This window comes from Erythrobacter sp. RANMB8 (assembly GCF_056848235.1).
In genome coordinates this window covers 536,163-562,362 of record NZ_JBREHG010000002.1, presented here as the reverse complement: position 1 = coordinate 562,362, position 26,200 = coordinate 536,163, and the positions used below count along the sequence as shown (strand labels likewise).

At 65.5% G+C, this 26,200-nt stretch carries 23 protein-coding genes, 3 tRNA genes and 1 other RNA gene; 18 read left to right on the top strand and 9 right to left on the bottom strand.

Annotated elements, in window-relative coordinates; translation table 11 throughout:
• Positions 1-105: 105 nt before the first annotated feature.
• The 3 genes from ACU0AG_RS05785 to ACU0AG_RS05775 all read left to right on the top strand — a co-directional run bounded on the left by ACU0AG_RS05785 (position 106) and on the right by ACU0AG_RS05775 (position 6,231).
• The gene (locus ACU0AG_RS05785) at positions 106-525 is read left to right on the top strand and encodes a DUF3429 domain-containing protein (protein ID WP_482781302.1); all 420 of its coding nucleotides are present in this window, start codon (positions 106-108) and stop codon (positions 523-525) included.
• A gap of 103 nt (positions 526-628) precedes the next feature.
• Positions 629-2,995: an EAL domain-containing protein gene (locus ACU0AG_RS05780; protein WP_482781301.1), complete on the top strand. Its 2,367-nt coding sequence runs from the start codon at positions 629-631 to the stop codon at positions 2,993-2,995.
• Between the two features lie 266 nt (positions 2,996-3,261).
• Positions 3,262-6,231, top strand: coding sequence for a DUF2339 domain-containing protein (locus ACU0AG_RS05775; protein WP_482781300.1), 2,970 nt, complete (start codon positions 3,262-3,264; stop codon positions 6,229-6,231).
• 43 nt (positions 6,232-6,274) lie between these two features.
• On the opposite strand, the gene ACU0AG_RS05770 is transcribed toward ACU0AG_RS05775, so the two are convergent.
• A tRNA-Pro gene (locus ACU0AG_RS05770) sits at positions 6,275-6,351 on the bottom strand.
• Positions 6,352-6,463: 112 nt separating this feature from the next.
• Here ACU0AG_RS05770 and ACU0AG_RS05765 point away from each other — a divergent pair.
• The 5 genes from ACU0AG_RS05765 to ACU0AG_RS05745 all read left to right on the top strand — a co-directional run bounded on the left by ACU0AG_RS05765 (position 6,464) and on the right by ACU0AG_RS05745 (position 11,389).
• Entirely contained in the window at positions 6,464-7,432 is a 969-nt protein-coding gene (locus ACU0AG_RS05765; RefSeq protein WP_482781299.1) for a thymidylate synthase, read from the top strand.
• A 113-nt stretch (positions 7,433-7,545) separates the two neighbouring features.
• A complete protein-coding gene (locus tag ACU0AG_RS05760) occupies positions 7,546-8,841 on the top strand; it encodes a thiamine pyrophosphate-dependent enzyme (RefSeq protein WP_482781298.1) in 1,296 nt (431 codons plus the stop codon).
• The gene (locus tag ACU0AG_RS05755) at positions 8,838-9,890 is read left to right on the top strand and encodes an alpha-ketoacid dehydrogenase subunit beta (protein WP_482781297.1); all 1,053 of its coding nucleotides are present in this window, start codon (positions 8,838-8,840) and stop codon (positions 9,888-9,890) included. The genes ACU0AG_RS05760 and ACU0AG_RS05755 overlap by 4 nt, the downstream gene beginning before the upstream one ends.
• A gap of 5 nt (positions 9,891-9,895) precedes the next feature.
• On the top strand, positions 9,896-11,194 hold the full coding sequence (locus ACU0AG_RS05750) for a dihydrolipoamide acetyltransferase family protein (RefSeq protein WP_482781296.1): 1,299 nt from the start codon (positions 9,896-9,898) through the stop codon (positions 11,192-11,194).
• Between the two features lie 118 nt (positions 11,195-11,312).
• Positions 11,313-11,389 (top strand) — tRNA-Asp (locus tag ACU0AG_RS05745).
• 78 nt (positions 11,390-11,467) lie between these two features.
• Here ACU0AG_RS05745 and ACU0AG_RS05740 read toward each other — a convergent pair.
• The 5 genes from ACU0AG_RS05740 to ACU0AG_RS05720 all read right to left on the bottom strand — a co-directional run bounded on the left by ACU0AG_RS05740 (position 11,468) and on the right by ACU0AG_RS05720 (position 13,339).
• Positions 11,468-11,692 carry a DUF2842 domain-containing protein gene (locus ACU0AG_RS05740; RefSeq protein ID WP_482781295.1) on the bottom strand — a complete coding sequence of 75 codons (225 nt, stop codon included), beginning with the start codon at positions 11,690-11,692 and terminating at the stop codon, positions 11,468-11,470.
• Entirely contained in the window at positions 11,692-12,270 is a 579-nt protein-coding gene (locus ACU0AG_RS05735) for a 5-formyltetrahydrofolate cyclo-ligase (RefSeq protein WP_482781294.1), read from the bottom strand. Before ACU0AG_RS05735 ends, ACU0AG_RS05740 begins: the two co-directional genes overlap by 1 nt.
• A gap of 195 nt (positions 12,271-12,465) precedes the next feature.
• Positions 12,466-12,639: non-coding RNA, 6S RNA (gene ssrS / locus ACU0AG_RS05730), on the bottom strand.
• A 10-nt stretch (positions 12,640-12,649) separates the two neighbouring features.
• Positions 12,650-13,129 carry a cell division protein ZapA gene (locus ACU0AG_RS05725; protein WP_482781293.1) on the bottom strand — a complete coding sequence of 160 codons (480 nt, stop codon included), beginning with the start codon at positions 13,127-13,129 and terminating at the stop codon, positions 12,650-12,652.
• A gap of 3 nt (positions 13,130-13,132) precedes the next feature.
• Entirely contained in the window at positions 13,133-13,339 is a 207-nt protein-coding gene (locus ACU0AG_RS05720) for a hypothetical protein (RefSeq protein WP_482781292.1), read from the bottom strand.
• 210 nt (positions 13,340-13,549) lie between these two features.
• On the opposite strand from ACU0AG_RS05720, the gene tkt reads away from it, so the two are divergent.
• From tkt to thiE, 7 genes are all read left to right on the top strand, one after another.
• Positions 13,550-15,526: a transketolase gene (tkt, locus tag ACU0AG_RS05715; RefSeq protein ID WP_482781291.1), complete on the top strand. Its 1,977-nt coding sequence runs from the start codon at positions 13,550-13,552 to the stop codon at positions 15,524-15,526.
• A gap of 15 nt (positions 15,527-15,541) precedes the next feature.
• Positions 15,542-16,549, top strand: a complete 1,008-nt coding sequence (gene gap, locus ACU0AG_RS05710) for a type I glyceraldehyde-3-phosphate dehydrogenase (protein WP_482781290.1) — start codon at positions 15,542-15,544, stop codon at positions 16,547-16,549.
• A gap of 136 nt (positions 16,550-16,685) precedes the next feature.
• Positions 16,686-17,888, top strand: a complete 1,203-nt coding sequence (locus ACU0AG_RS05705; RefSeq protein WP_482781289.1) for a phosphoglycerate kinase — start codon at positions 16,686-16,688, stop codon at positions 17,886-17,888.
• 3 nt (positions 17,889-17,891) lie between these two features.
• Positions 17,892-18,317, top strand: a complete 426-nt coding sequence (locus ACU0AG_RS05700) for a DUF4440 domain-containing protein (RefSeq protein ID WP_482781288.1) — start codon at positions 17,892-17,894, stop codon at positions 18,315-18,317.
• A gap of 2 nt (positions 18,318-18,319) precedes the next feature.
• Entirely contained in the window at positions 18,320-18,772 is a 453-nt protein-coding gene (locus ACU0AG_RS05695; RefSeq protein ID WP_482781287.1) for a PaaI family thioesterase, read from the top strand.
• Between the two features lie 123 nt (positions 18,773-18,895).
• Positions 18,896-19,780, top strand: coding sequence for a fructose bisphosphate aldolase (locus ACU0AG_RS05690; RefSeq protein ID WP_482781286.1), 885 nt, complete (start codon positions 18,896-18,898; stop codon positions 19,778-19,780).
• Between the two features lie 55 nt (positions 19,781-19,835).
• Positions 19,836-20,474, top strand: coding sequence for a thiamine phosphate synthase (gene thiE, locus ACU0AG_RS05685; protein WP_482781285.1), 639 nt, complete (start codon positions 19,836-19,838; stop codon positions 20,472-20,474).
• Positions 20,475-20,637: 163 nt separating this feature from the next.
• On the opposite strand, the gene ACU0AG_RS05680 is transcribed toward thiE, so the two are convergent.
• Entirely contained in the window at positions 20,638-21,087 is a 450-nt protein-coding gene (locus tag ACU0AG_RS05680) for an elongation factor P (RefSeq protein WP_482781284.1), read from the bottom strand.
• A 194-nt stretch (positions 21,088-21,281) separates the two neighbouring features.
• Between ACU0AG_RS05680 and efp the strand changes: the two genes are divergently transcribed.
• The 3 genes from efp (at position 21,282) to ACU0AG_RS05665 (ending at position 23,011) form a co-directional block, all read left to right on the top strand.
• Positions 21,282-21,845 (top strand): elongation factor P, encoded by a 564-nt coding sequence (gene efp / locus ACU0AG_RS05675; RefSeq protein WP_482781283.1) that lies wholly within the window; start codon positions 21,282-21,284, stop codon positions 21,843-21,845.
• A gap of 98 nt (positions 21,846-21,943) precedes the next feature.
• Entirely contained in the window at positions 21,944-22,762 is an 819-nt protein-coding gene (locus tag ACU0AG_RS05670) for an inositol monophosphatase family protein (RefSeq protein WP_482781282.1), read from the top strand.
• Between the two features lie 164 nt (positions 22,763-22,926).
• A tRNA-Leu gene (locus ACU0AG_RS05665) sits at positions 22,927-23,011 on the top strand.
• 60 nt (positions 23,012-23,071) lie between these two features.
• Here the strand turns inward: ACU0AG_RS05665 and ACU0AG_RS05660 are convergent.
• The gene (locus tag ACU0AG_RS05660; protein ID WP_482781281.1) at positions 23,072-24,907 is read right to left on the bottom strand and encodes a DUF885 domain-containing protein; all 1,836 of its coding nucleotides are present in this window, start codon (positions 24,905-24,907) and stop codon (positions 23,072-23,074) included.
• 35 nt (positions 24,908-24,942) lie between these two features.
• Complete coding sequence (locus tag ACU0AG_RS05655; RefSeq protein ID WP_482781280.1) at positions 24,943-25,995, bottom strand: fatty acid desaturase; 1,053 nt, start codon at positions 25,993-25,995, stop codon at positions 24,943-24,945.
• Positions 25,996-26,200: the final 205 nt, after the last annotated feature.

The window sequence follows — 26,200 nt, the reverse complement described above, 5'->3', positions numbered from 1 at the left end:
ACGTGGCGCAAATGCAGGCCGCAAGCAAGCATCGCGGGAACCGCGAGGCGCGGCAGGATTTGACGCGGGATGGACGGACAAACTTCGCTTTCACCGGCGGCCCGCATGCTTGGCTATGCCGGCCTTTTGCCCCAGATCATCTGTGTCGCCATGGTCTTATCGGGGCACGAATGGCGCTATTCCGCGCTGGCAGGCGGCTTTGCCTATGCGGCTGCGATCTTCAGCTTTCTTGGCGGGGTATGGTGGGGGCAGGCGGTGCAATCGGGCCGCGCGACCACGGGCGCCTATTGCCTTGCCGTCATGCCGAGCCTGATTGCGGTGGCGCTGTTCCTGCCGTGGACTTTCGGGTGGGAATGGCCCGGTCCGGCGCTCGCCTATCTCGGGGCCTTCATCCTCGGATCGCCGCTGATCGACCGTGCGCTGGGCTTTGCCGCTCCCGATTTCCTGCGTCTGCGCTGGCATCTTTCGCTGGGGCTGGGCGGTTTGACGATTGCGCTGGGGATGCTGGCCGGACAGGTGATCTGAGGCAGGCGCACCGCGCTGTGCCTTCCAAAAGGCTTGTCTTTGCGATGCGTTAACCAAAGCGACCTAGGGTTAACTCCGGGTTTCCCTTGGGATGACGCGTTTGATGACCGGAGCACTGCATTCACTGGCCAACGCCCTGCGCGGTGTTATCGGCTTTGGGGCTGACGAGGCGGAGCGTCGCGACGCTGCCGGCGGGCGCAACTCCAACATCGGCGTGCTGCGGCGCAAGCGGATCAGGGTTGCGGTGTTCGCGATCATTTTCGGCCTTGTTGCCGCCGTGATCGACCTGCCGCTGCCCGCCGAGGATTTCTACCGCGCCGTGCGCGCCGAGGTGCGCAGTCGCCCCGCGCCGCGCGACATCGTGATGATCGCGATCGACGACAGGACGCTCAATGCCTTCAACCGCAACATGCCGTCCCGTGCGGACGATAGCCGTCTGATCGACACGCTGGTCGCATCCGGAGTGGAACGGGTGACCTTCGACCGCGCGCACGCGGATCCGGAAAGCCCTGCCGCCGATGCCGCCTTCGCCCGCACGCTTGAAAAGCACGAGGGCAGGGTGTGGCTGGGATTTGCGCCGGAACACTCCGAAGCATTCCAGACAGTCGACCAGTTGATCCCGCTCGAGCAGTTTTCAGGCCATGCGGCGATTGCGGCGATGAACGGCAGGGTTTCGCCCTTCCTGCTTTCGGTGGCGTTCCAGACCCATGTCGAACTGGATGGCGTGCCGCATCCTTCGCTGTCGGCGGCGCTCGCCGAGTATAGCGGGCCGGAGCGGATCTACCGGCCTGACTATGCGTTTGACCCCGTCACCATTCCGACTTTCAGCTACATCGATGTCCTGCGCGGCAATGTGCCTGAAGGGGCGCTGTCCGGCGTCAATGTGATCATCGGCAAGAGCTACTTCGAATCGAGCGACTATCTGGTGATGCCGCTGCGTCAGGGACGGGTTCCGGGCGCCTATTTCCACATCATGGGCGCCCACACCCTCAAGCGCGGGGTGCCGCTCGATCTGGTGTGGTATCCTGCGCTGCTGGCAGCCGCGATCGCGATTTTCGTGCAGGCGCGGCGGGGTTCGAAATCGATCCGCGTCCTCGTGCTGACCGCCGGCGGATTGATGGCCGCTCCCTTCGTTTTCGATGAATTCGGGGTCAATATCGACATCATGCCGGCACTGCTGGCAACCGGTTGGGCGATGATCGGGGCGCACCGGATCGCGCAGAAATATTTCAGCAGCGAAGTCGATGCGATCAGCACCTCCGCGATCAGTTCCGACAAGATCGATACCGCGCAGGATGTCTATGCGCTCAAGATCGCCAATCTCGCCGAAATGTCCGAGGACTGGAGCGCGGGCGAGCTTGGCGAGTTCGTCAATTCGCTGATTGCCTACATCAAGGGTCCGGGCGCCCCGGGCGATATCGCCTTCGAGCGCGACACGCTGGTGTGGCTCGCCCCGCGCATGGACACCATCGAGCTTGAGCGTCACGCCGACGGGCTGGCGCTGATGATCAAGACCGCGATCAGCCATGACTGGCAATCCGCCAACAGCGCGCCTGCGCTGGGGATCGACACCAATCACGAACTTCCGCTCGGCCAGCGGATCAAGAAGGCGATGCAGGCTGCCGACGAAGCGGCCACCCGGGGCGCGCGGTTCGTGGTCAATGATGCCGCGCATCTGGAAGCGCGCAACCAGCGGATCGAATTGTTGCGGGTGCTGGAAAAGGGCCTGCGCGATCGCAGCATCTCGGTCGCCTACCAGCCCAAGATCGAGCTGGCGACCGGCCGGATCGTGGGAGCCGAAACGCTGATCCGCTGGCGGCCGGATGGCAGCGAATATGTCAACCCGCAGGATCTGGTTCTCGCGGCAGAGGCAGGCGACCGGATCAACGAGCTGACCCTGGTGGTGATGGAAGCCGCGCTGGCCGAAAGCAAGCAGGCGATCATGCTCGATCCCGGCTTCAAGCTGGCGGTCAACATGTCGGCCAAGAGCCTTTCGGACACCGATCTTCTGTTCGAGATCATGACTATGCTTGGCCGCCATGCATTCCCGCCGGAAAACCTGACGCTGGAACTGACCGAAACCGCCAAGCTGGAAGACGAACGCATCGCGCCGCAGATCAAGGCGCTCAAGCAGCGCGGGATCAGCCTGTCGATCGACGATTTCGGCACGGGCCAATCGAACTTCGAATACATCGAAAAGCTGCCGAGCTCCGAGCTCAAGATCGACAAGAAGTTCGTCCAGCACATGACCACCTCCGAAGAAAGCCGTGCGGTGGTGCGCGCCACCATCGAGATTGCCCATTCGCTGGGCAAGGTGGTGGTGGCCGAGGGGGTCGAGAACCAGGCGGTCGCCGCGACGCTGAGGGCGATGGGCTGCGACCATGCGCAGGGCTACCTGTTCTCGCGCGCGATCACCATGGCCGAACTGCTCTCGATGATGGGCGGCGGCAGGAACGTAGTTAACGCTTGATTAGGGTTAATAATGTGTTAAATCACTCCTACAGCAAATTTGGGCGCTGATAGGAGAAACAAAATGTGGGCGTACTTCTCGCATCTCTTCGGTAGCCGCTAAGACGGCGTCGCAAAGGTTTGGAAAGCCCCGGGAAACCGGGGCTTTTTTCATGCCCGAAGCGGGCCGGCACCATCAGCTTACGCTGCCGATCAGGGCGGTCGGACTGCCCCTTGCGATTGCCGATTGCATTGTCTCTGCGCCTTGGCGATGAAGGCGGCGGGGTCATGAATTTCTTTTTCGTCCTTCTGCTCGGCGGACTTATCGCCGCCGCCTGGGTCCGGATCGACAAGCTCGAACGGCGGGTGGCGCAGCTTGTGGACGAGCTGGACGCGCTGCGTTTCCGCGGCAGGTCACAGGCCTTCGATGCTGCACCAGCAGCAGCGCCAGACACTGATTCGCCTGCCACCCCAGCGAAGGTTTCATCGGCCGATTCGCCCGACCTTTCGAACGAATCACCCGAAGCCGAATCGCCTCCAAGCGATTCGCCAACCGCCGAACCGGTTGCGGAACTACCCCCTGCCGCCGAGCCGGTCGCGCTGGCCGCGCAGCCCGCCGAATCGCTGCATCAGGATGCCGGGGCCGCGCAGCCGCGCGGTTGGTCGTTCGATTTCGAGGACATTTTCGGTCGCCGTCTGCCGATCTGGGGCGGCGGTTTCGCGCTCGCGGTTGCCGGGATCTTTCTGGTGCGTTTTTCGATCGAGGCCGGACTGCTGACGCCTGCGGTGCGCGTCGGCCTCAGCTTTGTGTTCGGGCTGGCGCTGCTTGGCGGGGCGGAAGCTGCCTACCGGATGCATGAACGGCTCGCCGATCCGCGTGTGCGGCAGGCGCTCGCAGGGGCGGGGCTGGCGACGCTTTATGGCGCGTTCTACCTCGCGGGCACCACTTACGGGCTGATCGGTGCGGGCGCGGCCTTCCTTGGCCTTGCAAGTGTGACCGCGGGCGCGATTGCCCTGTCGTTCCGCTTCGGCCTGCCGAGCGCGGTGATCGGGCTGGTCGGCGGGTTCGCTGCGCCGCTGCTGGTCAACAGCGACAGCGCCAATGTGCCGCTGCTGTCGTTCTACCTTGCGCTGATCACCGGCGGGCTGGCGTGGAGCGGGCAGGCGCAGGGGCGGCCCTGGCTGGGCTATGCCGCGCTGGCCGCCGGGCTGGTCTGGGGCGTGCTGATGATGGTGGCGGGGGTTTCGGCCAGTTCGGACCTTGCGGCGCTCGGCATCTATCTGGTGGTGCTTGGGGCGGTGCTGCCCGCCTTCCTTCACGCGCGCGGCGGACCGCGCCTGCCGCATCTGGTGGCCGGCGGCCTTGCGACCTTGCAGATGGCGGTGCTGGTGAGCGATGCCGGCTTCGCGCCGCTGACATGGGGGCTTTATCTGCTGATCGGGGCAGCGCTGGCGGGGCTGGGCTGGCGGTTCGACAATCTGCGCCTCGGCACGTTGGTCGCGGCAGGCGCAGGGCTTTGGCTGCTGGCGATCTGGCCCGAACCCGATCCGCGCCTCTACGCGGCAGTCGCAGCGGCGCTGGTCGTGATCTTCGCAGGCGTGCCGCTGGCGCTTCACTGGCGCGGGCGGGCAGGGCTGCTCGATCTGGGCCAGCTGGGAGCGGTCGGCCTGATCACGGGGATTGCGATCAATGCCCGCTATGGCAGCTGGATTTACGATCCGTTCGATCCGGTGCTGGCGGCCGCGATGGCGGGCCTTGCGATTGTGCCCGCAGCGGCTTTCGCCCTGTCCTGGCGCCGCGGCGAGGAGGGGGATGCCCGCAAGGTGCTGGTCGTGCTCGCCCCCGCCGCGCTGCTGGCCTTCGGCGCGCTGCTGCTGGTGACACCGGCATGGACCGCGCCGCTGGCGGCGCTGGCGGTGAGTGCGGCGCTGCTGTGGTGTCATGCCCGGCGCGACGCGCCCGCTCTGCACGCGGCGGCCTGGGCGGGGACAGCGGTGACACTGGTGAGCCTGATCGCCACGCCGGGCTTTGCGCAGGAATACACCCAGCTGGGCGATCTGGCCGAACCGGTAGAGCCCCTGCGGGCCGTGCTGCGATGGGCTGCGGCGGCGGTTCCCTTTGCCGCGATGGCGCTGCTGTCACGGCAGATGGCTTCGCGCAGCACGGGCGAGGCGATTGGCGTGGCGCTGGCCTACGGGCTGGTGGCGCAGGTGGTGCCATCGCCGGTGCTGGCATGGATTGCGGCTGCGGGGGCCATCGCTCTGCTGATCCTCCAGCCTGCCCGCGTTGCGGGATGGACCGCCGCGCTGGCCATTGCCGCCGCCTGGGCGCTGGTGCCGGTGGCAAAGTGGGCCACTGCCGGAACGCTTGCGCTGTTCGGAGAACCTTTCCTTGCGACGGAGGCGATCGCACCGCTCGATCTCGCCCTGCGGGTCGCGCCGGTCCTGGCGGTGCTGGGCGTGATCGCCTGGCGAGGGCAGGATCGCCGGTTCGATGTTCGCCTTGCGGTCTGGCTGGGGCTGGGCGCAGTCGGCGTGATCGCGCTTCACAGCCTCTACAAGCAGGCCTTCGCGATCACCTCGCTGTTCCGTTTCGAACATTTCGCCATGGGCGAGCGGACGATCTGGCAGGCGGTGCTGGTGGCAACGGCCTTTGGCGCGGGCGAGCGGCTGTCCGATGGCCTGCGCCGGCCCGTCGTCACCGGACTGCTGGCGGCTGCGCTGGCGCATTTCGGGTGGTTCACGCTGATCCTGCACAACCCGCTTTGGAGCGTGCAGCATGTCGGCCCGACGCCGGTCGCCAACTGGCTGACGCTCGCCTACCTTGCCGCGATGGCAGGCGTATGGCTGGCGGGCCGCGAGTGGGCTTTCGTGTCGGGATCGGTGCGCGTCACCGTTGATGCAGTGCTCATGGCGCTGGTGACGCTGCTGGCATTCTCGCTGCTGCGCCAGATGTTCGCTGGTCCGGTGCTGACAGCAAGCAGCATTGGGCCGACCGAAAGCCTGCTGATGTCGCTGCTCGGCATCGTGCTGGCGCTTGGCTTCCTGTGGTGGGGATCGTGGCGCAAATTGCGCAGCTGGCGGATCGGCTCGCTGGTGCTGATGCTGGCGGCGGTGATCAAGGTGTTCCTGATCGATGCGGCCGGGCTCGAAGGCCTGCTGCGGATCGCCAGCTTCATGGCGCTGGGTTTCAGCCTGATCGGGATCGGTTGGGTCTATTCGCGCCAGCTGTCACGCCGGCACGAGGCCGCGGCCTGAGCGGACAAGATATCGGCTATCGCGATGGGCCAAGGGCCGAAATTGGTCGGGGAGAGAGGATTCGAACCTCCGGCCCCTGCCTCCCGAAGACAGTGCTCTACCAGGCTGAGCTACTCCCCGACCGTGTCGGCTCCGCTGACCTGTAAAGGCCCTGCGGAGCGAGGCAAGGCGCGCCCTATAGGTGTGGATGAGCACAGTGGCAAGCGGGCAATTGCGGCTTATAGTCACAGCCATGGCCAGCACCGCGATTCCCCTTTCCCTCTCTGACAGGCAGCACCCCGAACAGCAGTATCTCGATCTGATGCGGCAGATCTGGGAGGGCGGCAGCGAGCGGATCGACCGGACGGGCATCGGCACACGCTCGGTGTGCGGGGCGATGCTGCGATTCGATCTGGGCGGCGGCGCGATGCCGCTCCTCACCACCAAGCGCGTCTACTGGAAAACCGCCACCCGCGAATTGCTGTGGTTCCTGACGGGGGAGACCAATATCCGCCCGCTGGTGCTGCAAGGGGTGAAGATCTGGAACGAATGGCCCCACGCCAATTATGTCCGCGAAACCGGCGATGCGATCAGCCTTGATGATTTCGTGGCGCGAATCGCTGCGGACGAGGGTTTTGCGGCGCGCTGGGGCGATCTCGGGCCGGTTTACGGCAAGCAGTGGGTGGATTGGCCGACCTATCGCTATCGCCCTGACGGGCTCTACGAGAAGGGCGAGGGGATCAACCAGATTGCGCAGGTGGTCGAATCGCTGCGCACCAGCCCCGGCAGCCGCCGCCACATCATCGAAGGCTGGAACGTGGCAGAGCTTGACCGCATGGCGCTGCCGCCGTGCCACAAGACCTACCAGTTCCATGTCGCGGGGGAGGGGGCAGATGCCCGCCTCAATTGCCTGCTTTACCAGCGCAGCTGCGATGTCGCGCTGGGCCTGCCGTTCAACCTGTGGTCGGCAGCACTGCTGACCGCGATGATCGCGCAGCAGGTCGGGATGCAGCCGGGCGAGCTGGTGTGGATGGGCGGCGATGTGCACCTCTATCTCAACCACGCCCACCTGATCGAGGAACAGCTGTCCCGCCAGCCGCAAGGCCACCCGCGGTTGGAGATCACCCGTAAGCCCGAAACAATATTCGATTACCGGATCGAGGATTTCGTGGTGCATGATTACGCGCCGCTGCCTCCGATCAGCGCCCCTGTTGCGGTTTAGCCCCTGCCCCCGCACGCTCCTTGACCGCTCCCCGGCGTTGAAATAAAAATACGTATGCAAGCAATGATTGCACCTGCCGCGGGCGGGTGACAGGCGAGGGGAGAGCGCAAGGCATGGCCGATCCAGCGAAACCGGCAGACAGCAATCGCCCAAGCCTTGCACTGCACGTGCCGGAGCCGAAATATCGCCCCGGCGACACAGCCGATTTCTCGCATATCGACATTGGCGCGCCGGGTGACCAGCCGCGTCCCGATGAAGGCATTCACCCGTCGCAGATGGCAGGCCTTGCCTATGGTCTGGTGCGGGTGCTGGGGGATGACAATCAGGCGCACGGACCGTGGAACCCGCGTCTTTCGCCCGACACCCTGCGCACCATGCTCGGCCACATGGCGCTGGTGCGGGCTTTCGATGAACGCATGTTCCGCGGCCAGCGGCAGGGCAAGACCAGCTTCTACATGAAGTGCACCGGCGAGGAGGCGACCTCGATCGCCCCCGCCATGGCGCTCGCCAGCGATGACATGGTGTTCCCCAGCTATCGCCAGCAGGGCATCCTCATCGCGCGCGGTTATCCGCTGATCGAGATGATCAACCAGATCTACTCGAACAAGGCCGACAAGCTGAAGGGTCGCCAGCTGCCGATCATGTATTCGAGCCGCCAGCACAGCTTCTTCTCGATTTCGGGCAACCTGGCCACCCAATGCCCGCAAGCCGTGGGCTGGGCGATGGCGAGCGCGGTGCGCGGCGACAGCCGCATTGCCGCGAGCTGGGTGGGCGAGGGCAGCACGGCAGAGGGCGACTTCCATTCCGCCTGCACCTTTGCCGCGGTTTACAACGCGCCGGTGATCCTCAACGTGGTGAACAACCAGTGGGCGATTTCGAGCTTTTCAGGCTTTGCCGGGGCGGAACGCACCACCTTTGCCGCGCGCGGCCTCGGCTATGGCATCGCCGCGCTCAGGGTGGACGGGAATGACGCGCTGGCCTGCTATGCCGCCGCCGAATGGGCTGCCAACCGCGCGCGCGGCAATCACGGCCCGACGCTGATCGAATACTTTACCTACCGTGCCGAGGGGCACTCCACCTCGGATGATCCCAGCGGCTACCGCTCTGCGCAGGAGCGCGAGGAATGGCCGCTCGGCGATCCGGTGATGCGCCTCAAGAAGCACCTGATCGCGCTTGGCGAATGGGACGAGGAACGTCACGCGGCGATGGACCTCGAATGCGCCGAGCGGGTGAAGGCGACGACCAAGGAGGCCGAAAAGAACGGCATCCTCGGCCACGGCCTCCACCACCCGTTCCACACCATGTTCGAGGATGTCTACGAGGAACTGCCCTGGCACCTCGAGGAACAGGCCGAACAGGCGATCCGCGAACGCATCGCCAAATTCGGCACGGAAAGGCCCTTCGGATGAGCGAGGATATTGCAACCGTGGCCGAAGCACAGGCCGAACGCCGCCTCAACATGATCGAAGCGATCAACGAAGCGCTCGACATCATGCTGACCCGCGATCCCGATGTGATCATCATGGGCGAGGATGTCGGCTATTTCGGCGGGGTGTTCCGCGCCACAGCGGGGCTTCAGGCCAAGCATGGCAAGACCCGCGTGTTCGACACGCCGATTTCCGAATGCGGGATCATCGGCGTGGCGGTGGGGATGGGGGCCTATGGCCTCAGGCCCGTGCCCGAAATCCAGTTTGCCGATTACATCTACCCCGGCCTCGACCAGCTGATTTCCGAAGCAGCGCGCCTGCGTTACCGCTCGGCGGGGGACTACATCGCGCCGATGACGGTGCGCTCGCCCTTTGGCGGCGGCATTTTCGGCGGCCAGACCCACAGCCAAAGCCCCGAGGCGCTGTTCACCCACGTGGCAGGCCTCAAGACCGTCATCCCCGCGACGCCGCACGATGCCAAGGGACTGCTAATCGCCGCCATCGAAGACAATGACCCGGTGATCTTCTTCGAGCCCAAGCGCATCTATAACGGCCCGTTCTCGGGCTATTACGACAAGCCGGTCGAGCCGTGGAAGAAGCACCCCGATTCCGTCGTGCCCGAGGGCTATTACAAGGTCCCGCTCGGCAAGGCGCGCACCGTGCGCGAGGGTGAGGCGCTGACGGTGCTGGCCTATGGCACGATGGTCCACGTGGCCGAGGCGGTGTGCGCGGCCAAGGGTGTCGATGCCGAAATCCTCGACCTGCGCACGCTGGTGCCGCTCGACATCAAGGCGATCGAGGCTTCGGTGGAAAAGACCGGGCGCTGCCTGATCGTCCACGAGGCGACCCGCACTTCCGGCTTCGGCGCGGAATTGTCGGCGCTGGTTACCGAACGCTGTTTCTACCACCTCGAAGCCCCCGTCGAGCGGGTTACCGGCTTCGACACGCCCTATCCCCACAGCCTCGAATGGGCCTACTTCCCCGGCCCTGTCCGCATCGGCGAGGCGATCGACAAGCTTCTCAAGGACTGACCGCAATGGCGAAGTTCACATTCAACATGCCCGACGTGGGCGAAGGCGTGGCCGAGGCGGAAATCGTCGAATGGCACGTGAAGGTCGGTGACCGCGTGGAGGAGGACCAGCACCTTGTCGACGTGATGACCGACAAGGCGACGATCGACATCGAAAGTCCGGTGTCGGGCGTCGTAACCGCGCTGGCGGGCGAGGTTGGCGATGTGATCGCGATCGGCGCGATGCTGCTGGTGATCGAGACCGACGGCGAGGGCGAGGCAACCTCGGAAGACGCCGAAGCGGCCACCGCGCGGATTGAAGACGAGATGTCGGATGAGGGCGAGGCTGAACCCGTTCGTGCCGAGCCGGTCGAAGAACTGCCTTCCGTGTCCGAACCGGTTGTCCAGGAGCAGGACAGCCTTTCGGCAGGTCCAGCGCGAACGGATCACGGTGCCAAAGTTCTCGCATCCCCCGCGGTGCGCCAGCGCGCCCGCGATCTCGGGATCGATCTGGCGCAGGTAAAGCCTGCCGAGGATGGCCGTGTGCGTCACGGCGATCTCGACGCCTTTCTTGCCTACAACGCCGGCAGCGGCTTTGGCGCGGCGGGCAAGGCGCGGGCCGACGAGACGATCAAGGTGATCGGACTCAGGAAGCGCATCGCCCAGAACATGGCCGCCGCCAAGCGTCACATTCCGCACTTCACCTATGTCGAGGAATGCGACGTCACCGACCTCGAAACGCTGCGCGCCCAGTTGAATGACGCGCGCGGCGACCGGCCCAAGCTGACCATGCTCCCCCTGCTGATCACCGCGATCTGCAAGGCGATCCCCGCTTTTCCGATGATCAACGCCCGCTACGATGACGAGGCAGGCGTGGTGACGCGGTATGGCAGCGTGCATCTCGGCATGGCGGCGCAGACCGATGCCGGCCTGATGGTGCCGGTGATTCGCGACGCGCAGAGCCGCAACCTGTGGCAGCTCGCCCGCGAGATCGGGCGCCTGGCCGAAGCGGCGCGCACGGGCAAGGCGACTTCGGAGGAGCTCAGCGGCTCGACGCTGACGGTCACCTCATTGGGCCCCCTCGGCGGGGTGGCGACCACGCCGGTGATCAACCGGCCCGAGGTCGCGATCATCGGCCCGAATCGCATTGTCGAGCGTCCGATGTTCGTGCCCGACGGCATGGGCGGCGAGCGAATCGCCAAGCGCAAGCTGATGAACATCTCGATTTCCTGCGATCACCGCGTGGTCGATGGCCATGATGCGGCGAGCTTTGTGCAGGCGATCAAACGCCTGATCGAAACCCCGGCGCTGTTGCTGGTCGACTAGAGGAAAAATATTGCGCCAAAGGGTAGCAAGAGGGCGTTGACAGCCCGATGCACCGGCCCTAATGGCGCTGCTCCACGGGCGGCACGGCACAGCCGGAACGCTCGGAAGGACAAGATGCGCGGGTGTAGCTCAGTCGGTTAGAGCGCCGGCCTGTCACGCCGGAGGTCGCGGGTTCGAGCCCCGTCACTCGCGCCACTTGTTCCACGGAAAAGCCCGGAAGGGCAGCGACAAGGCGGGCTTCGGTCCGCCTTTTCTTTTGCCGGCAGCGCAGACCTATTCCGGCGGGCTCCAGCGGCCGGTTTCCATCCAGATCAGAAAGCGCTTCAGCGGCAGCAGCCACACGAGGCCGAGGATCACGTAGACCACCGTCTGCGCTGCGCCTGACCATGTCCCGATCAGGCCGGGAGCATAGCGGGCGATCACCACGCCATAGACCATCAGCGCGATGAACAGGCTGACAATGCCGAAAGGGATTCGCCAGGTCGGGGTTTCGCGCATTAGTTCAGTCCATAGATCCGGGTTGTGGTGACAACCGCATCGAGCGGCCTGTCATGGGGTTCGGCGGGCAGGGCGTCGCACAGCTGAACGTCCCACGCCAGCCCAACCGCCAGCGCGGGCGGATGTTCCGCCAGCCAGCGGTCATAATGCCCGCCGCCTTGTCCCAGCCGCAAGCCATCGGCGGTAAAGCCGACCAGCGGCACGAACAGCACATCGGGCACCAGCGGCTGCGCATCAGCGGCGGGTTGCAGCATTCCGAAGGGGCCGACCTCCAGATCGGCTTCGCCATAGGGATCGGTGTGGCGGGCGAAAGCCATCGGCGCATCGCGACCGGCGAAACGGGGCAGGGCAAGGGTGTGGCCCGCGTCGTGGAAGAATTTGGCGTAGCCGTGTGCCGGGGCCTCGAACGGCCCTGCGTGATACAGCCCGATCACCGCTTCATCGCCAATCCGCGCCAGCAGGGGCGCGGGCGGACGATGGAACAACAACCCGCGAATCGCATCGGGCAGGCCTTCGACATGGGCCTTGCGGGCAGCGCGAAGGGTTTTGCGGAGGATGGGTTTGGTGAGGTTGGTCATTGCTGGAAGGCGGTAGACCTCAGCTTTTCAGGCGACAAGGCCAAGCGCCGTTCACCCACCCACCAACTCCTCTCAACGGGAGGATTAACGGCCCAAAGGGCCGCAAGGGCGACCGCCCGCCCGGAAGGGTGGCCCCGCAGGGGTCGGGCCCCTGGAGGAACCGCATCGCGGAGGCGATGCGGAAAACAAGAGAGTGACGGAACCACCATGGGTCGTTTGCGCTAGAAATCCTCTGACGCGTGGTACGTCAGGTGGGCGCCGTATACCCGAGCCTTCCGGGCGAACCGGCAGACAAGGGCAGGGACAACTCCCATTTGGATTACTTATAGCCTCAGGGATATTCAATCGGCTCGTGCCGGGCAGTCCCGCCGCTGCCTATCTAGGCGCTTGCGGCAGCAGCTTCAAGCGCGGCGGCACCGGCTTCGGCGCGATCGGCAAGGGCTTCGAGCCTGAGAGCGAGGCTCTCGTTCGCGATGGCAGAGGGTGCCGGGCCGCCGAACAGATCGGTTTGCGCCGCGGCCACCGGCGCAGGCGGCGCGGCGCGGGCTGCGGCGAGATCGGCTTCGAGCGCGGCGATGGCGTTGCGGAGTGCCTCCATCGCTGCCTCGTCCGCAGGCTCGGGCTCGGGCTCTGGCTCTGGCGGCGGCTCGGCGAGGGTCTTGCGCGCCTCGGCCAGTTCATCCGCGAGGAACAGGGCGGCAAACAGCAGGTTCTGCGCTTCCAGCGGCGCACGGGCGCTGCCGAGCTGGGCGTATTTCTCGGCGATCATCGCGCCAAGAGCGGTGATGTGCGCTTCCTGCCCGTCGGCACAGGCGACGCTGTAGGATTTGGGGCCGATCGTGAGGGTCACCGTGCTCATCGGCTAGTCTTCCAGCTTGGCCAGCACATCGTCGAGTTCGCGCAGGGTTTCGGCCACCTGTTCGCGCAGCTTTTCGTGGGTGTTGATCAGGCCGATCACGCGGGGCGATCCGCCCGCACCCTTGCCCGCCGCCGCATCGCGAACGGCTTCGATCCGCTGCATGGCGGCTTCGATACGCTTCATCGCATTGTCGATACGCTCGGCACTCATGGCCGACACCGATACCAATATAGGACAGAGCGCGCAAAGCCTTGATTGGGTCTGTTGATAATTGTGCAAGCGCGGCAGGGCGAACTGCACCGGGCAAGAGTGCCGCGCAAGGTTGACCTCACCCGATGGCTCGGCAATGGCACGCCCGACATAACCGGGGCCGAATCGCGCGCGCTCGCACGGAGGCTCCCGCAGGAGAATTGCGTGCCCATGAGCCTTGACGCCGCCCGCCTCCAGCAGATGGCCAACGCCATCCGTGCGCTTTCGATGGATGCGGTCGAGGCCGCCAATTCCGGCCACCCCGGCATGCCGATGGGTATGGCCGATGTGGCGACGGTGCTCTTCACCGGCCATCTGAAGTTCGATCCCGCCGCGCCGCATTGGGCCGACCGTGACCGCTTCGTGCTGTCGGCAGGGCACGGCTCGATGCTGATCTACGCGCTGCTGCACCTGTCGGGCTATGCCGCGCCGACGATGGACGACATCCGCAATTTCCGCCAGCTTTCCAGCCCTTGCGCCGGACACCCCGAAAACTTCCTGCTCGACGGGGTGGAGTGCACCACCGGTCCGCTGGGGCAGGGGATTGCGATGGCGGTGGGCATGGCCATGGCCGAGCGGCATCTGAACGCGGTGTTCGGTGACGATCTGGTCGATCACCGCACCTGGGTGATCGCGGGCGACGGGTGCCTGATGGAAGGCATCAACCACGAAGCGATCGGGCTGGCCGGGCATCTCGGCCTCGGCAACCTCAACGTGCTGTGGGACGACAACCGCATCACCATCGACGGGGCGACCGATCTTTCGACCTCGGAGGACATCAAGGCCCGCTATGCCGCGACAGGCTGGCACGTGACCGAGTGTGACGGCCATGATTTCGCCGATATCGAGCGTGCCTTGCAGGAAGCCAAGGCCGATCCGCGCCCCTCGCTGGTCGCCTGCCGTACGCTGATCGGCAAGGGCGCGCCCAACAAGCAGGGCACCAGCGGCGTGCATGGCGCGGCGCTTGGCGGGGCGGAAGTGGCCGCAGCGCGCGCCGAACTGGGCTGGAGCGCCGAGCCCTTCGTGATCCCGTCGGACATTCTGGCGGACTGGCACATGGCGGGCGAGCCGGGCCGGGCAGCGCATGGCGCATGGGCAGGGCGGCTCGAAGCCAGCCCGCACAAGGCGGAATTCGAACGCCGCATGGCGGGCGACCTGCCGGAAGCCTTCAGCCTCGATGCCCACATCAACGGTCTGATCGCTGCCCCGCAGAAGATCGCCACCCGCAAGGCCTCGGAAATCGCGCTCGCTGCGATCAACCCCCAGCTTGCCGACACCATCGGCGGCAGCGCCGACCTGACGGGATCGAACAACACGCTGGCGGGCGGGATCGGCACCTTCTCCAGGGACGATTACACGGGCCGCTACGTCTATTACGGGATCCGCGAATTCGGCATGGCTGCCGCGATGAACGGCATGGCGCTGCATGGCGGTGTCATCCCCTATGGCGGCACCTTCCTTGTCTTCACCGACTATGCCCGCGGCGCGATCCGGCTTTCGGCGCTCCAGCATTGCCGGGTGGTCTATGTGATGACCCATGACTCCATCGGTCTGGGCGAGGACGGGCCGACCCACCAGCCGATCGAGCACCTCGCTTCTCTGCGCGCCATGCCCAATCTGCTGGTGATGCGCCCTGCCGATGCGGTCGAGACGGCCGAATGCTGGGACATTGCCCTCAGGCAGAAGGATCGCCCGACCGTGCTGGCGCTCACCCGCCAGAACCTGCCGCAGCTGCGGACAGAGGCGGTCGAGAACCTTTCGGCCAGGGGCGCCTACCGGATCAAACCCGCGGAAAACGCGCGCAAGGTGGTGATCCTTGCCACCGGTTCGGAAGTCGAAATCGCCATCGCCTGCGCCGCCGGGCTGGAAGCTGCGGGCGTGGGCGTGGATGTCGTCTCGATGGTGTGCACCGAACTGTTCGACGAACAGGACGCAGCCTACCGCGCCGATATTCTGCCCGATCACGCGCTGATCGTGTCGATCGAGGCGGCCAGCACCTTTGGCTGGCAGCGTTACACCGGGCGCGATGGCCTCAACATCGGGATCGACAGCTTCGGCGCTTCCGCCCCGATTGCCGATCTTTACGCCCATTTCGGCCTTACCGCTGCGGCGATCGTGCCGCAAATCCAGAACAAACTGAACGCTTAAGCAGGAGAACCTCTCATGGCCACCAAAGTTGCCATCAACGGCTTCGGTCGCATCGGACGCCTTGTCGCCCGCGCTATCCTCGAACGCACCGATCACGATCTCGATCTGGTCGCGATCAACGATCTGGCCGATGCCAAGGCCAATGCGCTGCTGTTCGCGCATGATTCGATCCACGGGCGCTTCAATGGCGAAGTGACCGCCGATGGCGATGCGATCATCGTCAACGGCAAGCGGATCGCGGTGACCAAGGAGCGCGATCCCGCCAACCTGCCGCACGCAGCGATGGGCGTCGACATCGTGCTCGAATGCACCGGCTTTTTCCAGTCGGACGAGGCGAGCCGCCCGCATCTGGCCGCCGGGGCCAAGCGCGTGCTGATCTCCGCCCCTGCCACCGGCGTCAGCAAGACCATCGTTTACGGCGTGAACCACGAGACGCTTACCGCCGATGACGTGATCATCTCCAACGCCAGCTGCACCACCAACTGCCTCGCGCCGGTGGCCAAGGTGCTGAACGATGTGATCGGGATCGAACGCGGGTTCATGACCACGATCCACAGCTACACCAACGACCAGCGCATGCTCGACCAGATCCACTCGGACCTGCGCCGTGCGCGGGCGGGTGCGCAGAACATGATCCCCACCACCACCGGTGCCGCGCGCGCGGTCGGGCTGGTGCTGCCGGAACTGAAGGGCAAGCTTGACGGGTCGAGCGTGCGCGTGCCGACCCCGAACGTGTCGATGGTCGATCTCGTCTTCGTGCCCAGCCGCGATACCACCGCCGAAGAAATCAACGCCGCGCTGAAGGCCGCTGCCGAAGGGGCGATGAAGGGCGTGCTCGACTATACCGACCAGCCGCTCGTTTCGAGCGATTTCAACCACTACCCGGCATCTTCTACCGTCGATTCGCTGGAAACCAGCGTGATGGAAGGCAAGCTTGCCCGCGTGGTCAGCTGGTATGATAACGAATGGGGCTTCTCCAACCGGATGATCGACACCGCCGGGGTGATGGCGAAGTTCCTTTGAACTGAACGCCGCTCCCGCTTGCGGGAGGGGAGCGAGACTTGCGAGCTTGCTCGCTAGTCGCAGCGGGGTGGGCCTGCACTGCGCTCGTGCCCACCCCCGGCCCCTCCCGCAGGCGGGAGGGGAGAAGGAGTGAGCAATGCCCAAGTTCAAGACCCTCGATGATCTGCCCGCCGACCTCACTGGCGAGGTCGCGCTGGTGCGCGTCGATCTCAACCTGCCGATGAAGGATGGCTCGGCCACCGATGTCACGCGGGTCGAGGCGGTGCGCCCGACGATTCTCGAACTCGCGGGCAAGGGCGCCAAGGTGCTGCTGCTGGCCCATTTCGGACGTCCCGGCGGGCAGCGTTCCTCGGTGCTGTCGACCAGCATGGTGATCGGCGATGTGGAGCGGGTGCTGGACGAGGAGATCATGTTCATCCCCGAGATCGCGGGGCCGGTGGTGGAGCAATCCCTCGGCATCCTGCGCGCCGGTGACATCGGCCTGCTCGATAACACGCGCTTCTGGCCGGGCGAGGAGACGAACGATCCTGACCTTGCCAGGGCAATCGCCGCGCATGGCACCGTCTACGTCAACGACGCCTTCAGCGCCGCGCACCGCGCCCATGCCACCACCGAAGGCCTGGCGCATCTGTTGCCCGCCTATGCCGGGCGCTCGATGGAAGCCGAGCTGAAGGCGCTCGATGCGGCGCTCGGCAATCCCGAAACGCCGGTTGCCGCAGTGGTCGGCGGGGCCAAGGTTTCGACCAAGCTTGCCGTGCTCGAAAATCTGGTGGGCAAGGTGCAGCACCTGATCATCGGCGGCGGCATGGCCAACACCTTCCTCGCCGCGCGCGGCGTGAAAGTCGGCAAGAGCCTTTGCGAACACGACCTTGCCCCCACCGTGACGCGGATCATGGACGAGGCGGAGCACGCCGGTTGCACCATTCATCTGCCCTATGATGTTGTCGTGGCGAAAGAATTTGCCGCCAACCCGGCGTCCTTGCGCACCTGCAACGTGCATGAGGTGGCCGAAGACGAAATGATCCTCGACCTCGGCCCGCAGGCGACCGAGGCGCTGGCGGATGTGCTCAAGACCTGCCGCACGCTGGTGTGGAACGGGCCGCTGGGCGCCTTCGAGACCGAGCCGTTTGACGCGGCCACTGTGGCGCTCGCCCGCACCGCGGCCGCGCTGACGCTTGAGGGATCGCTGGTCAGCGTGGCCGGCGGCGGCGATACGGTCGCGGCGCTGGCGCAGGCGGGCGTTTCGGAGGATTTCTCCTATATCTCAACGGCTGGCGGCGCATTCCTCGAATGGATGGAAGGTCGCGTATTGCCCGGCGTGGCCGCGCTCGAAGGCTGACACATGGCCGATACGCCTGCCGAAATCGAGGCGCTGGCGCTCGCCATGATGCGCGCCTGGGTGGCGGGCAACGTCAAGGCGATGAAGAAGCTGACGGCGCGGGACTGCATGATGATGATCGGCACCTTGCCGCCGCAACTGCTTGACCGGCCAAGTTTTCTTGCCGCGATGGAGCGCGATTTCGTCTGCACCGGCTTCACGTTCCGCGGGGTGCTGGTGCGCCAGCATGGCAAGGCGGCGTGGTTCGTCGCCGGGGCGGAACTTGACATGCGGCTTGGCGGAAAGGTATGGGAAGGGCGCTTTCTGGTCACCCAGATGTGGCGCTGCGGCGCACTGTGGGGATGGAAACTGGCCGAAATGGGCCTCGCCCGGCTCGATGAAGGCGATCGCCTCGCCGATTCGGTGCGGGCGCTGCAATTGTGGAAGTGAGCATGAGCGAAGCGGTTGAAACCTCCTACGGCGCCCTCAAGGTGATGGAATCGGGCGAGTTTGCCGGATGGCGGTTCTGGGAGGGCGATCCGTTCGAAACGCGCTCCGGCCCGTTCTTCTACCGCCGCGAGGATGACGGCAGCTACACCAGCGCCTTTCGCGCCGAACCGCGCCACATGAACGGCGGCGGCTTCATGCATGGCGGGTGCCTGCTGACCTTTGCGGATTTCGCCCTGTTTGCCATCGCCACCGATGCGCTGGCGGGCGATCATGCGGTGACGCTGAATCTGGCGGGTGATTTCCTCGGCTCGGTGCAATCGGGCGCGCTGGTCGAGGCGCGCGGCGAGGTTACGCGGGGCGGGGGCAAGACGATCTTCGTGCGCGGGCTGGTGACAGGGGACGGCGCGCCTGCGCTGAGCTTCACCGGCATCATCCGCCGCCTTTCGAAACGCTGATTGTTCGCGGTTGCAGCATCGCGCAGCCCCCGCTAAGGGCGCGTCCGAAGGTTTATGCATAGGTATGCATGAGACCGCAGGGCCGCCCCGCACACCGCCAACGCGCAATTGGAGACGCTTGCCATGAACACCCGTGAAATGACCGACCGCATCGCCACCGGACAGGGGTTCATCGCCGCGCTCGACCAGTCGGGCGGATCGACCCCCAAGGCGCTGCGCGGTTACGGGGTGGAGGACTCCGAGTGGTCGGGCGACGAGGAGATGTTCGCCCAAATTCACGCCATGCGCGCCCGCGTGATCACTTCGCCCTGCTTCGGCAGCGGCAAGGTGATCGGCGCGATCCTGTTCGAACGCACCATGGATGGCGAGGTGGACGGCAAGTCCACCGGCGATGCGCTGAAGGCGCGCGGGATAGTGCCCTTCATCAAGGTCGATGAAGGGCTGGCCGACGAGGCGGACGGCGTGCAGCTGATGAAGCCGATGGTGAAGCTGCCTGCGCTGCTCGAAAAGTCGGTGGCGGCAGGGATGTTCGGCACCAAGATGCGCTCGGTGATCAAATCCGCGAACCCCGCCGGGATCGCCGCCGTGGTCGCCCAGCAGTTCGAAGTGGGCGCGCAGATCATCGCCGCAGGGCTGATGCCGATCATCGAGCCCGAATATGACATCACCGCCGAAGACCGCGCCGAGGGTGAGGCGATCCTGCTGGCCGAGATCCTGAAGCACCTCGACGCGCTGCCGAAGGGCCAGCAGGTCATGCTGAAGCTCTCGATCCCTGCCACTCCCGGCCTCTACACCCCGCTGGTGCAACACCCCAAGGTGCTGCGCGTGGTCGCGCTGTCGGGCGGTTTTTCGACCGATGATGCCTGTGCGCGCCTGTCGCAGAACCCCGGCATGATCGCCAGCTTCAGCCGCGGGCTGTTGCAGGACCTGCGCAAGGGCCAATCGGACGAGGAATTCGACGCGGTGCTCGGCAAGGCGATTGATCAGATCGCGGCGGCCAGCGTCTGACAGGTGAAAGCTGACAGGTGACAGGCGGGGCGTGAGGCGTTAGCGACACGCCCCCATGACACAGACCCAGCTCTATCTCATCAGCCCCCTCGATGTGGGCGGCGATTTTCCGGCCCGGCTTGAACGCGCGCTGGCCGCAGGGGCGCGGCGACATGGCGATCTTGTCACCGCGTTCCAGTTCCGTGTGAAGGGTATCGACCAGCACGAGGCCGCCCGCCTCGCCGCGCCGTTGCAGGCGATCTGCGCGGCGCATGATGTGGCCTTCATCGTCAATGATTCGGTGGCGCTGGCCAAGCGGATCAAGGCTGACGGGGTGCATCTGGGGCAGGACGACGGCTCTCCGAAGGATGCCCGCGCCGAGTTGGGACGCGAGGCGCAGATCGGCGTCACCTGCCACGCCAGCCGCCATCTGGCGATGGAAGCGGGCGAAGCGGGCGCGGATTACGTCGCTTTCGGAGCGTTCTTCCCGTCTGCCACCAAGGATAAGGGCGATGCCGAACGCCCGCTGCCCGAATTGCTCCGGTGGTGGACAAACCTGTTCGAAATCCCCTGCGTCGCCATCGGCGGGATCACGCCCGAAAATTGCCAGCCGCTAGTCGAGGCGGGGGCGGATTTCCTCGCCGTCAGCCACGCGGTGTGGGGCGGGGACGAGGTCGCGGCGATCGAGGCTTTTGCGAAAGTGATGCGGGGGTAGGTCTGTCCCTCACCATCGTCGCCCCGTGCCTGACACGGGGCCGGGCGAACATCGAACACCAGTCGTCATCCCAGCGAAAGCTGGAACCTAAAGCGGCAAGCATTGGTCTATGAGGCCCTAGGCCCCAGCTTTCGCTGGGGTGACGGGACAGGGCAGGCGGGCGCTAGTTCGCTGCCCCGCCCAGCCGCGTGCAGATCAGCTTGCTCAGCGTCCCGTCAGGGTTCAGCTTTTGCAGGGTGTTGTCGCCCAGTCGCTGGAAGCGCTGGTCTTTCTTGGGGCCGCGGGTGAACACCACCTCGTTGCCGCGCAGCAGGTAGATGCCGCTGCCTTCGGGGTTGATGTAGCTTGACGCGGTGCCGATGCGGAAGCCTTCGGCAGGGACATCGACAAAGGCAGCGCCGCCGGCATCGCCGGGCAGGGTGCATTGCCAGTTGCCATGCTGGAGAATGCCGAGCACGCCGGTGGAAGGTGCGGCAGGGTTGGGGCGCGGGCGGCTTGCGGCGCGATCCTGCCCCGTGACCTGCCCTAACCCTTCGCCATGCACATCGCCGGGCAGGAAGGCTGCCATTGCCGCAGCGCCCAGCATCAGCAGAAAGATGTAGCGGTTCTTCATGTCGCCCGCGCCCTTATCAGCACCCAACTGGCTGCGCCATGAATTTGCAGCCGGGTGTGCCGCCTTCTGCCTTGTCGTGCCGCACCGCTTGCCGGGATGGTCCGGCTCGGCTATGGGCGCGCATCATTTGCGGGTGCCCCCTTTTGCGGCGGCGCGCCCTCTCGCTCTTTTCACCTCGTATAAAGGCCCAGCCCATGAAGATCAGCGGCGTCGACATTCGCCCCGGCAACATTCTGGAATATGAAGGCGGCATCTGGAAGGTCGCCAAGATCCAGCACACCCAACCCGGCAAGGGCGGGGCCTATATGCAGGTCGAAATGAAGAACCTGCAGGACGGCCGCAAGACCAACGTGCGCTTCCGCAGCGCCGACACGGTGGAACGCGTGCGGCTCGACACCAAGGACTTCCAGTTCCTCTATGCCGAGGGCGATGATCTGGTGTTCATGGACAACGACACCTACGAACAGATCCAGCTGCCCGGCGATCTCTTGGGCGATGCGCGCCCCTTCCTGCAGGACGGGATGCAGGTCGCGCTTGAACTGTGGGATGAAAAGCCCATCAGCGTCGAATTGCCCGCGCAGGTCGAAGCCACCATCGTCGAGGCTGATGCGGTGGTGAAGGGCCAGACCGCCTCTTCGAGCTACAAGCCCGCGATCCTCGATAACGGCGTGCGCATCATGGTGCCGCCGCACATCGGCAGCGGCACGCGCATCATCGTCGATGTCTATGAGCAGGCCTATATCGGCAAGGCCGGCTGAAACCCTGATCCCGTTCGTGTCGAGCGAAGTCGAGACACAATAGCGCCGTCACCCAGGCCTCTCGACTACGCTCGAGGCGAACGGCAGAGAGTATTGTAATGGCAGCTATTTCCGGCCTCATCCGCGTCATGGAACGCGCCGCGCGCAAGGCGGGCGGGCGTTTGCGGCGCGATTTCGGCGAAGTCGAACACCTTCAGGTCTCCCGCAAGGGGCCGGCCGATTTCGTCAGCAAGGCCGATATGCGTGCCGAGCGCACGATCTATGACGAGCTCTCCGCCGCCCGCCCGGGCTGGGGCTTCGTGATGGAGGAGGCGGGCGTGATCGAGGGCGATCCCGGCATGCCGCGCTGGATTGTCGATCCGCTCGACGGCACCAGCAATTTCCTGCACGGCATCCCGCACTTCGCGATCAGCATCGCCGCGCAGGAGCCGCGCCCTGACGGCAAGGGCTGGGGCGATGTGGTCGCAGGCGTGGTCTATCAGCCGATCACCGATCAGACCTTCTGGGCGGAAAAGAGCCGCGGGGCGTGGCTGCACGATGCGCGCCTGCGCGTCTCGTCACGCTCGCGCCTGACCGATGCGCTGGTGGCAACCGGCGTGCCGTTCTTCGGCCACGGCGACTTTGCCGAATGGAGCAAGATTTTCGGTGCGATCGGCCCCGAAGTGGCAGGCATCCGCCGGTTCGGCGCAGCGTCGCTTGATCTGGCTTACGTGGCGCAGGGCCGGTTCGACGGGTTCTGGGAAAGCGGCCTGTCGGATTGGGACACGGCGGCAGGCTGCCTGCTGGTGCGCGAGGCGGGTGGTTTCGTGAGCGACTTCCGCGGCCGCAGCGAACAGATCCATTCGGCGCAGGTGCTGGCCGCGAACGACGCGCTGCATTCCAAGCTGCACAAGCTGCTGGCAGGCGCGCTGCGGTAGGAATGTTGGACAGCCTAGACCCCGTCTAGGTCGCTCCAGACCCCCGCTAGACCCCTTTTAGGCCCTTTTCGGCCAATGTTTCACGTGGAACATTGGCCGGCAGGGCCAAGCAGGCTTGATGCCGGAACGCCGTCCCGCTAACAGCCCTGCCAGCCGCTTCCGGCGCCCCTGTGGTGGAATTGGTAGACGCGACCGACTCAAAATCGGTTATCGAAAGATGTGCCAGTTCGAGTCTGGCCAGGGGCACCATCACCAGCCGTAAATGCCGCCGCCGCGCCGCTTTGATCGGGGGCGCAGCGGCAGCCGGGTTCAGCTTGCCGAGCGGGCAATCCATTCATCGACGCGGCGTTCGAGGATCGACAGCGGCTGCGATCCGGATGCGATCAGAAGGTCGTGGAAACCCTTGATATCGAAGCGGTTACCCAGCGTCTTTTCGGCGCGGGCGCGCAGTTCCATGATCTTGAGCATGCCGATCTTGTACCCCGTCGCCTGACCCGGAAGGGTGATGTAGCGGCGCACTTCGGAACGCGACCGCTCGATCGGCTGACGGCCGGTGGTGTTCATGTAGGTGACGGCCTCGTCCTCGGTCCAGCCCATGGCGTGGATACCGGTATCGACCACCAGCCGCGCGGCGCGGAACAGCTCGGCATCGAGCCGCATGAAATCGGCGGCGATATCGGGGAAGGCGTTCATTTCCTTGCACAAAGCCTCGGCATAAAGCGCCCAGCCTTCGCCGAAAGCGACATAGCCGGTGACGCTGCGGAACTTCGGGCCGCCCTGCTGGCGCACCTGGATATCGCCCTGCATGTTATGCCCCGGCACCGCCTCGTGACACATCAGCGTGTACATCGCCGCAGGGTCGGGCACGGTGCCGACGAGGTGCACATAGGTCTTGGCCGGACGCGAGCCATCAGGGCTGGGGGCCGATGCATGGGCCGCACCGCCTGCGACCTCGGAGAAGGCCGGTTCGCGCACCACCTCGATCCCGTAGGCGGGCAGGGTGCCGAAATAGGGCGCCAGCAGGCTGCGGGTGTGCGCGACGAAAGCGTTGGCGGTGTCGAGATAGGTCTTGCGCGCCGCATCGTCATACTGGCGCGGCGGGTTGAGGCGCGCGCGTTCGGCATAGAAGGCGTGGCGGTCGGCAAACCCGGCCTGACGGGCGAGCGCATCCTGCTCCGCCTCGATCCGGGCGACTTCGGCGCGGCCGGTGGCGTGGATTTCTTCGGCCGTCATATCGGTGGTGGTGACCAGCTTCAGCTCGTTGGCGTAATAGGCAAGGCCGCCCGGCAGGGTCAGCGCGCCAACCTTGCCGCTGGGGGCGGAGGGCAGGGTCTCCTCGGCCCATGCGATCACGCGGGCGTAGGCAGGGGCAAGATCGAGGATTGCGCTGCGGGCCTCGCCCAGCAGGGCATCGGCGTTTTCGCGGGTGAGCTTGCCCGAGGTGACCAGCGCTTCGGCCTTGGCCTTCACGTCGCCCCACAGGGCGGCGTCCGCGCCTTCGCCATAGGGCGCACCGGACGTCAGCTTGCGGCTGCCGGCGATGATCGTCTCGATCTGGAAGCGCGGCGGGACGATCCCTGCGGCCTGGCTCTTGCGGGTCTGTTCCAGCGCCCGGTCCAGCTGCGCAGGCAGGCCGCGCAAGCGGGCGATGTAGTTCCTGAGGTCAGCCTCGTCCGCCACGGTATGCGTGTTCACGAGGAAGTCGGGCAGCTGGCTGTGCGCCGAATAGAGCCGCGAATAGAACGGCGGGCGGTAGATGCGGTTGGCGATCTGCATCCGCGTCCGCTCTGCCTCCAGCGCCCAGATGTCGAAATTGACCTGCGCTTCGGGCGACAGCTTGCTGCGGTCGAATTGCGCCTTCATCTTAGCCGCGCTGGCCTCGCGCCAGGCGACCATCGCTTCGGCAGCTTCATCGCTGTTGTCGTTCCAGCGATCCCCGCCTTCCTTGATCCCGAGGCGCGTGGCGAGCTGCGGCTGCATCCGCACCATTTCGGCAAATTCGCCATCGAGGAAGGCGGTAAGCCGGGCATCCTCGCTCGCGGCTTGTGTCTGCGCGGCAGGGGTGGCCTGCGCCAGCGCCGGCACGAACGGCACCATTGTGGCAGCAAGGGCGGAGGCAAGGCTGAAGGACAAGGTGCGCTTCATGGGTATTTCCTGTCGTCGGATGGTGGGAAGGGGCGTCAGGCGTAACGCGCTGCCGCCTCGCGGAAGGTGATGAGCTGGCGGCGATCCTCGTCCCACAGGCCCAGCGCGATCGGGGCAAAGGTCTGCCACAGCGTGAAGCGGTTCATGTCGCGCAGTTCGGGGAAGGCCTTGAGCACCTCGTACAGGCGATAAAAGGGCACGCGGCTCGCCAGATGGTGGACGTGATGCACGCCGATATTGCCGGTGAACCAGCGCAGCGGCTGCGGCAGATCGAGGTGCGTGCTGCCATGCAGCGCCGCCTCGTGAAACGACCAGTCATCGCCCTTGTCCCAATGTGCCTGTTCGAACTGGTGCTGGATGTAGAACAGCCACACACCGGTCGAGGCAGCAATCAGCAGCGCGGGAAGCACGACCATCACAGTGGTGGCGAGGCCAAAGAAATAGACAAGCACTGCCAGCACCGCCGCGGTCGCCAGATTGGTGCCCATCGCGCTGATCCAGTAGATCGCGCCCTGTTTCATCAGGCCGACCGGCAGGCGGTGGCGGAGCAGGAACAGGTAGGCCGGCCCGATCCCGAACAGCACCAGCGGGTGGCGATAAGCGCGATAGCCCAGCCGCCCGAGCCAGCTGCGCGCATAGAATTCGCGCACTGTCAGCGTATCGACATCGCCATATCCGCGGGCATCGAGATTGCCCGTGTTGGCGTGGTGCAGCGTGTGCGAGCGACGCCAGCAATCGTAGGGCGTGAAGGTCAGCACCCCGAGCACGCGGCCCGTCCAGTCATTGCCGCCGCGCCGCGAAAAGAACGCGCCGTGCCCGCAATCGTGCTGGATGATGAAGGCGCGCAGCAGCAGCAGACCGGCCACCGGCGAAAGTGCAAGCGCGATCAGATAGCCCGCGTCGATGGCGAACAGCATCACGAGGATCACGGCGCAGAACGGCAGCAGCGTCACCGCCAGTTCCCAGATGCTGCGCCCCGTATGGGTTTTGGTGAAAGGCTTCAGATCAGCCATCAGCTTGCGCGGGTTGATCGCGGCGGCATCCGCAACGGGGGCGGACGGGCGATCGGTCGTCAGAGTGTGATTCAAGAGTGTGATTTCCAGATTTTCAGCCGGTCGGGATCGCCGTGGCCACAAGCCTTGCAGCCCGGCCCCTCCGGTCGCGCCCTTCATCTAGAGGCCCCTCGTTCGAGGCAAGCGCTAATTGCGCGGGACGGGATTGCGCGGGGGTTTGCGAGCAGGACTTTTCGACAAACTGCTTGTCGAACGCCTGCCCAATTGGCTAGCCCCTGGG

What these genes read in the sequence shown, in the direction of transcription:
- ACU0AG_RS05780 (WP_482781301.1), top strand. Translation starts at nt 629, where the DNA reads ATGACCGGAGCACTGCATTCACTGGCCAACGCCCTGCGCGGTGTTATC.
- ACU0AG_RS05765 (WP_482781299.1), top strand. Translation starts at nt 6,464, where the DNA reads ATGGCCAGCACCGCGATTCCCCTTTCCCTCTCTGACAGGCAGCACCCC.
- ACU0AG_RS05690 (WP_482781286.1), top strand. Translation starts at nt 18,896, where the DNA reads ATGAACACCCGTGAAATGACCGACCGCATCGCCACCGGACAGGGGTTC.
- ACU0AG_RS05775 (WP_482781300.1), top strand. Translation starts at nt 3,262, where the DNA reads ATGAATTTCTTTTTCGTCCTTCTGCTCGGCGGACTTATCGCCGCCGCC.
- ACU0AG_RS05725 (WP_482781293.1), bottom strand. Translation starts at nt 13,129, where the DNA reads ATGAGCACGGTGACCCTCACGATCGGCCCCAAATCCTACAGCGTCGCC.
- ACU0AG_RS05755 (WP_482781297.1), top strand. Translation starts at nt 8,838, where the DNA reads ATGAGCGAGGATATTGCAACCGTGGCCGAAGCACAGGCCGAACGCCGC.
- thiE (WP_482781285.1), top strand. Translation starts at nt 19,836, where the DNA reads ATGACACAGACCCAGCTCTATCTCATCAGCCCCCTCGATGTGGGCGGC.
- ACU0AG_RS05735 (WP_482781294.1), bottom strand. Translation starts at nt 12,270, where the DNA reads ATGACCAACCTCACCAAACCCATCCTCCGCAAAACCCTTCGCGCTGCC.
- ACU0AG_RS05695 (WP_482781287.1), top strand. Translation starts at nt 18,320, where the DNA reads ATGAGCGAAGCGGTTGAAACCTCCTACGGCGCCCTCAAGGTGATGGAA.
- ACU0AG_RS05720 (WP_482781292.1), bottom strand. Translation starts at nt 13,339, where the DNA reads ATGAGTGCCGAGCGTATCGACAATGCGATGAAGCGTATCGAAGCCGCC.
- efp (WP_482781283.1), top strand. Translation starts at nt 21,282, where the DNA reads ATGAAGATCAGCGGCGTCGACATTCGCCCCGGCAACATTCTGGAATAT.
- ACU0AG_RS05785 (WP_482781302.1), top strand. Translation starts at nt 106, where the DNA reads ATGCTTGGCTATGCCGGCCTTTTGCCCCAGATCATCTGTGTCGCCATG.
- tkt (WP_482781291.1), top strand. Translation starts at nt 13,550, where the DNA reads ATGAGCCTTGACGCCGCCCGCCTCCAGCAGATGGCCAACGCCATCCGT.
- ACU0AG_RS05680 (WP_482781284.1), bottom strand. Translation starts at nt 21,087, where the DNA reads ATGAAGAACCGCTACATCTTTCTGCTGATGCTGGGCGCTGCGGCAATG.
- ACU0AG_RS05750 (WP_482781296.1), top strand. Translation starts at nt 9,896, where the DNA reads ATGGCGAAGTTCACATTCAACATGCCCGACGTGGGCGAAGGCGTGGCC.
- ACU0AG_RS05700 (WP_482781288.1), top strand. Translation starts at nt 17,892, where the DNA reads ATGGCCGATACGCCTGCCGAAATCGAGGCGCTGGCGCTCGCCATGATG.
- ACU0AG_RS05660 (WP_482781281.1), bottom strand. Translation starts at nt 24,907, where the DNA reads ATGAAGCGCACCTTGTCCTTCAGCCTTGCCTCCGCCCTTGCTGCCACA.
- ACU0AG_RS05760 (WP_482781298.1), top strand. Translation starts at nt 7,546, where the DNA reads ATGGCCGATCCAGCGAAACCGGCAGACAGCAATCGCCCAAGCCTTGCA.
- ACU0AG_RS05740 (WP_482781295.1), bottom strand. Translation starts at nt 11,692, where the DNA reads ATGCGCGAAACCCCGACCTGGCGAATCCCTTTCGGCATTGTCAGCCTG.
- gap (WP_482781290.1), top strand. Translation starts at nt 15,542, where the DNA reads ATGGCCACCAAAGTTGCCATCAACGGCTTCGGTCGCATCGGACGCCTT.
- ACU0AG_RS05705 (WP_482781289.1), top strand. Translation starts at nt 16,686, where the DNA reads ATGCCCAAGTTCAAGACCCTCGATGATCTGCCCGCCGACCTCACTGGC.
- ACU0AG_RS05670 (WP_482781282.1), top strand. Translation starts at nt 21,944, where the DNA reads ATGGCAGCTATTTCCGGCCTCATCCGCGTCATGGAACGCGCCGCGCGC.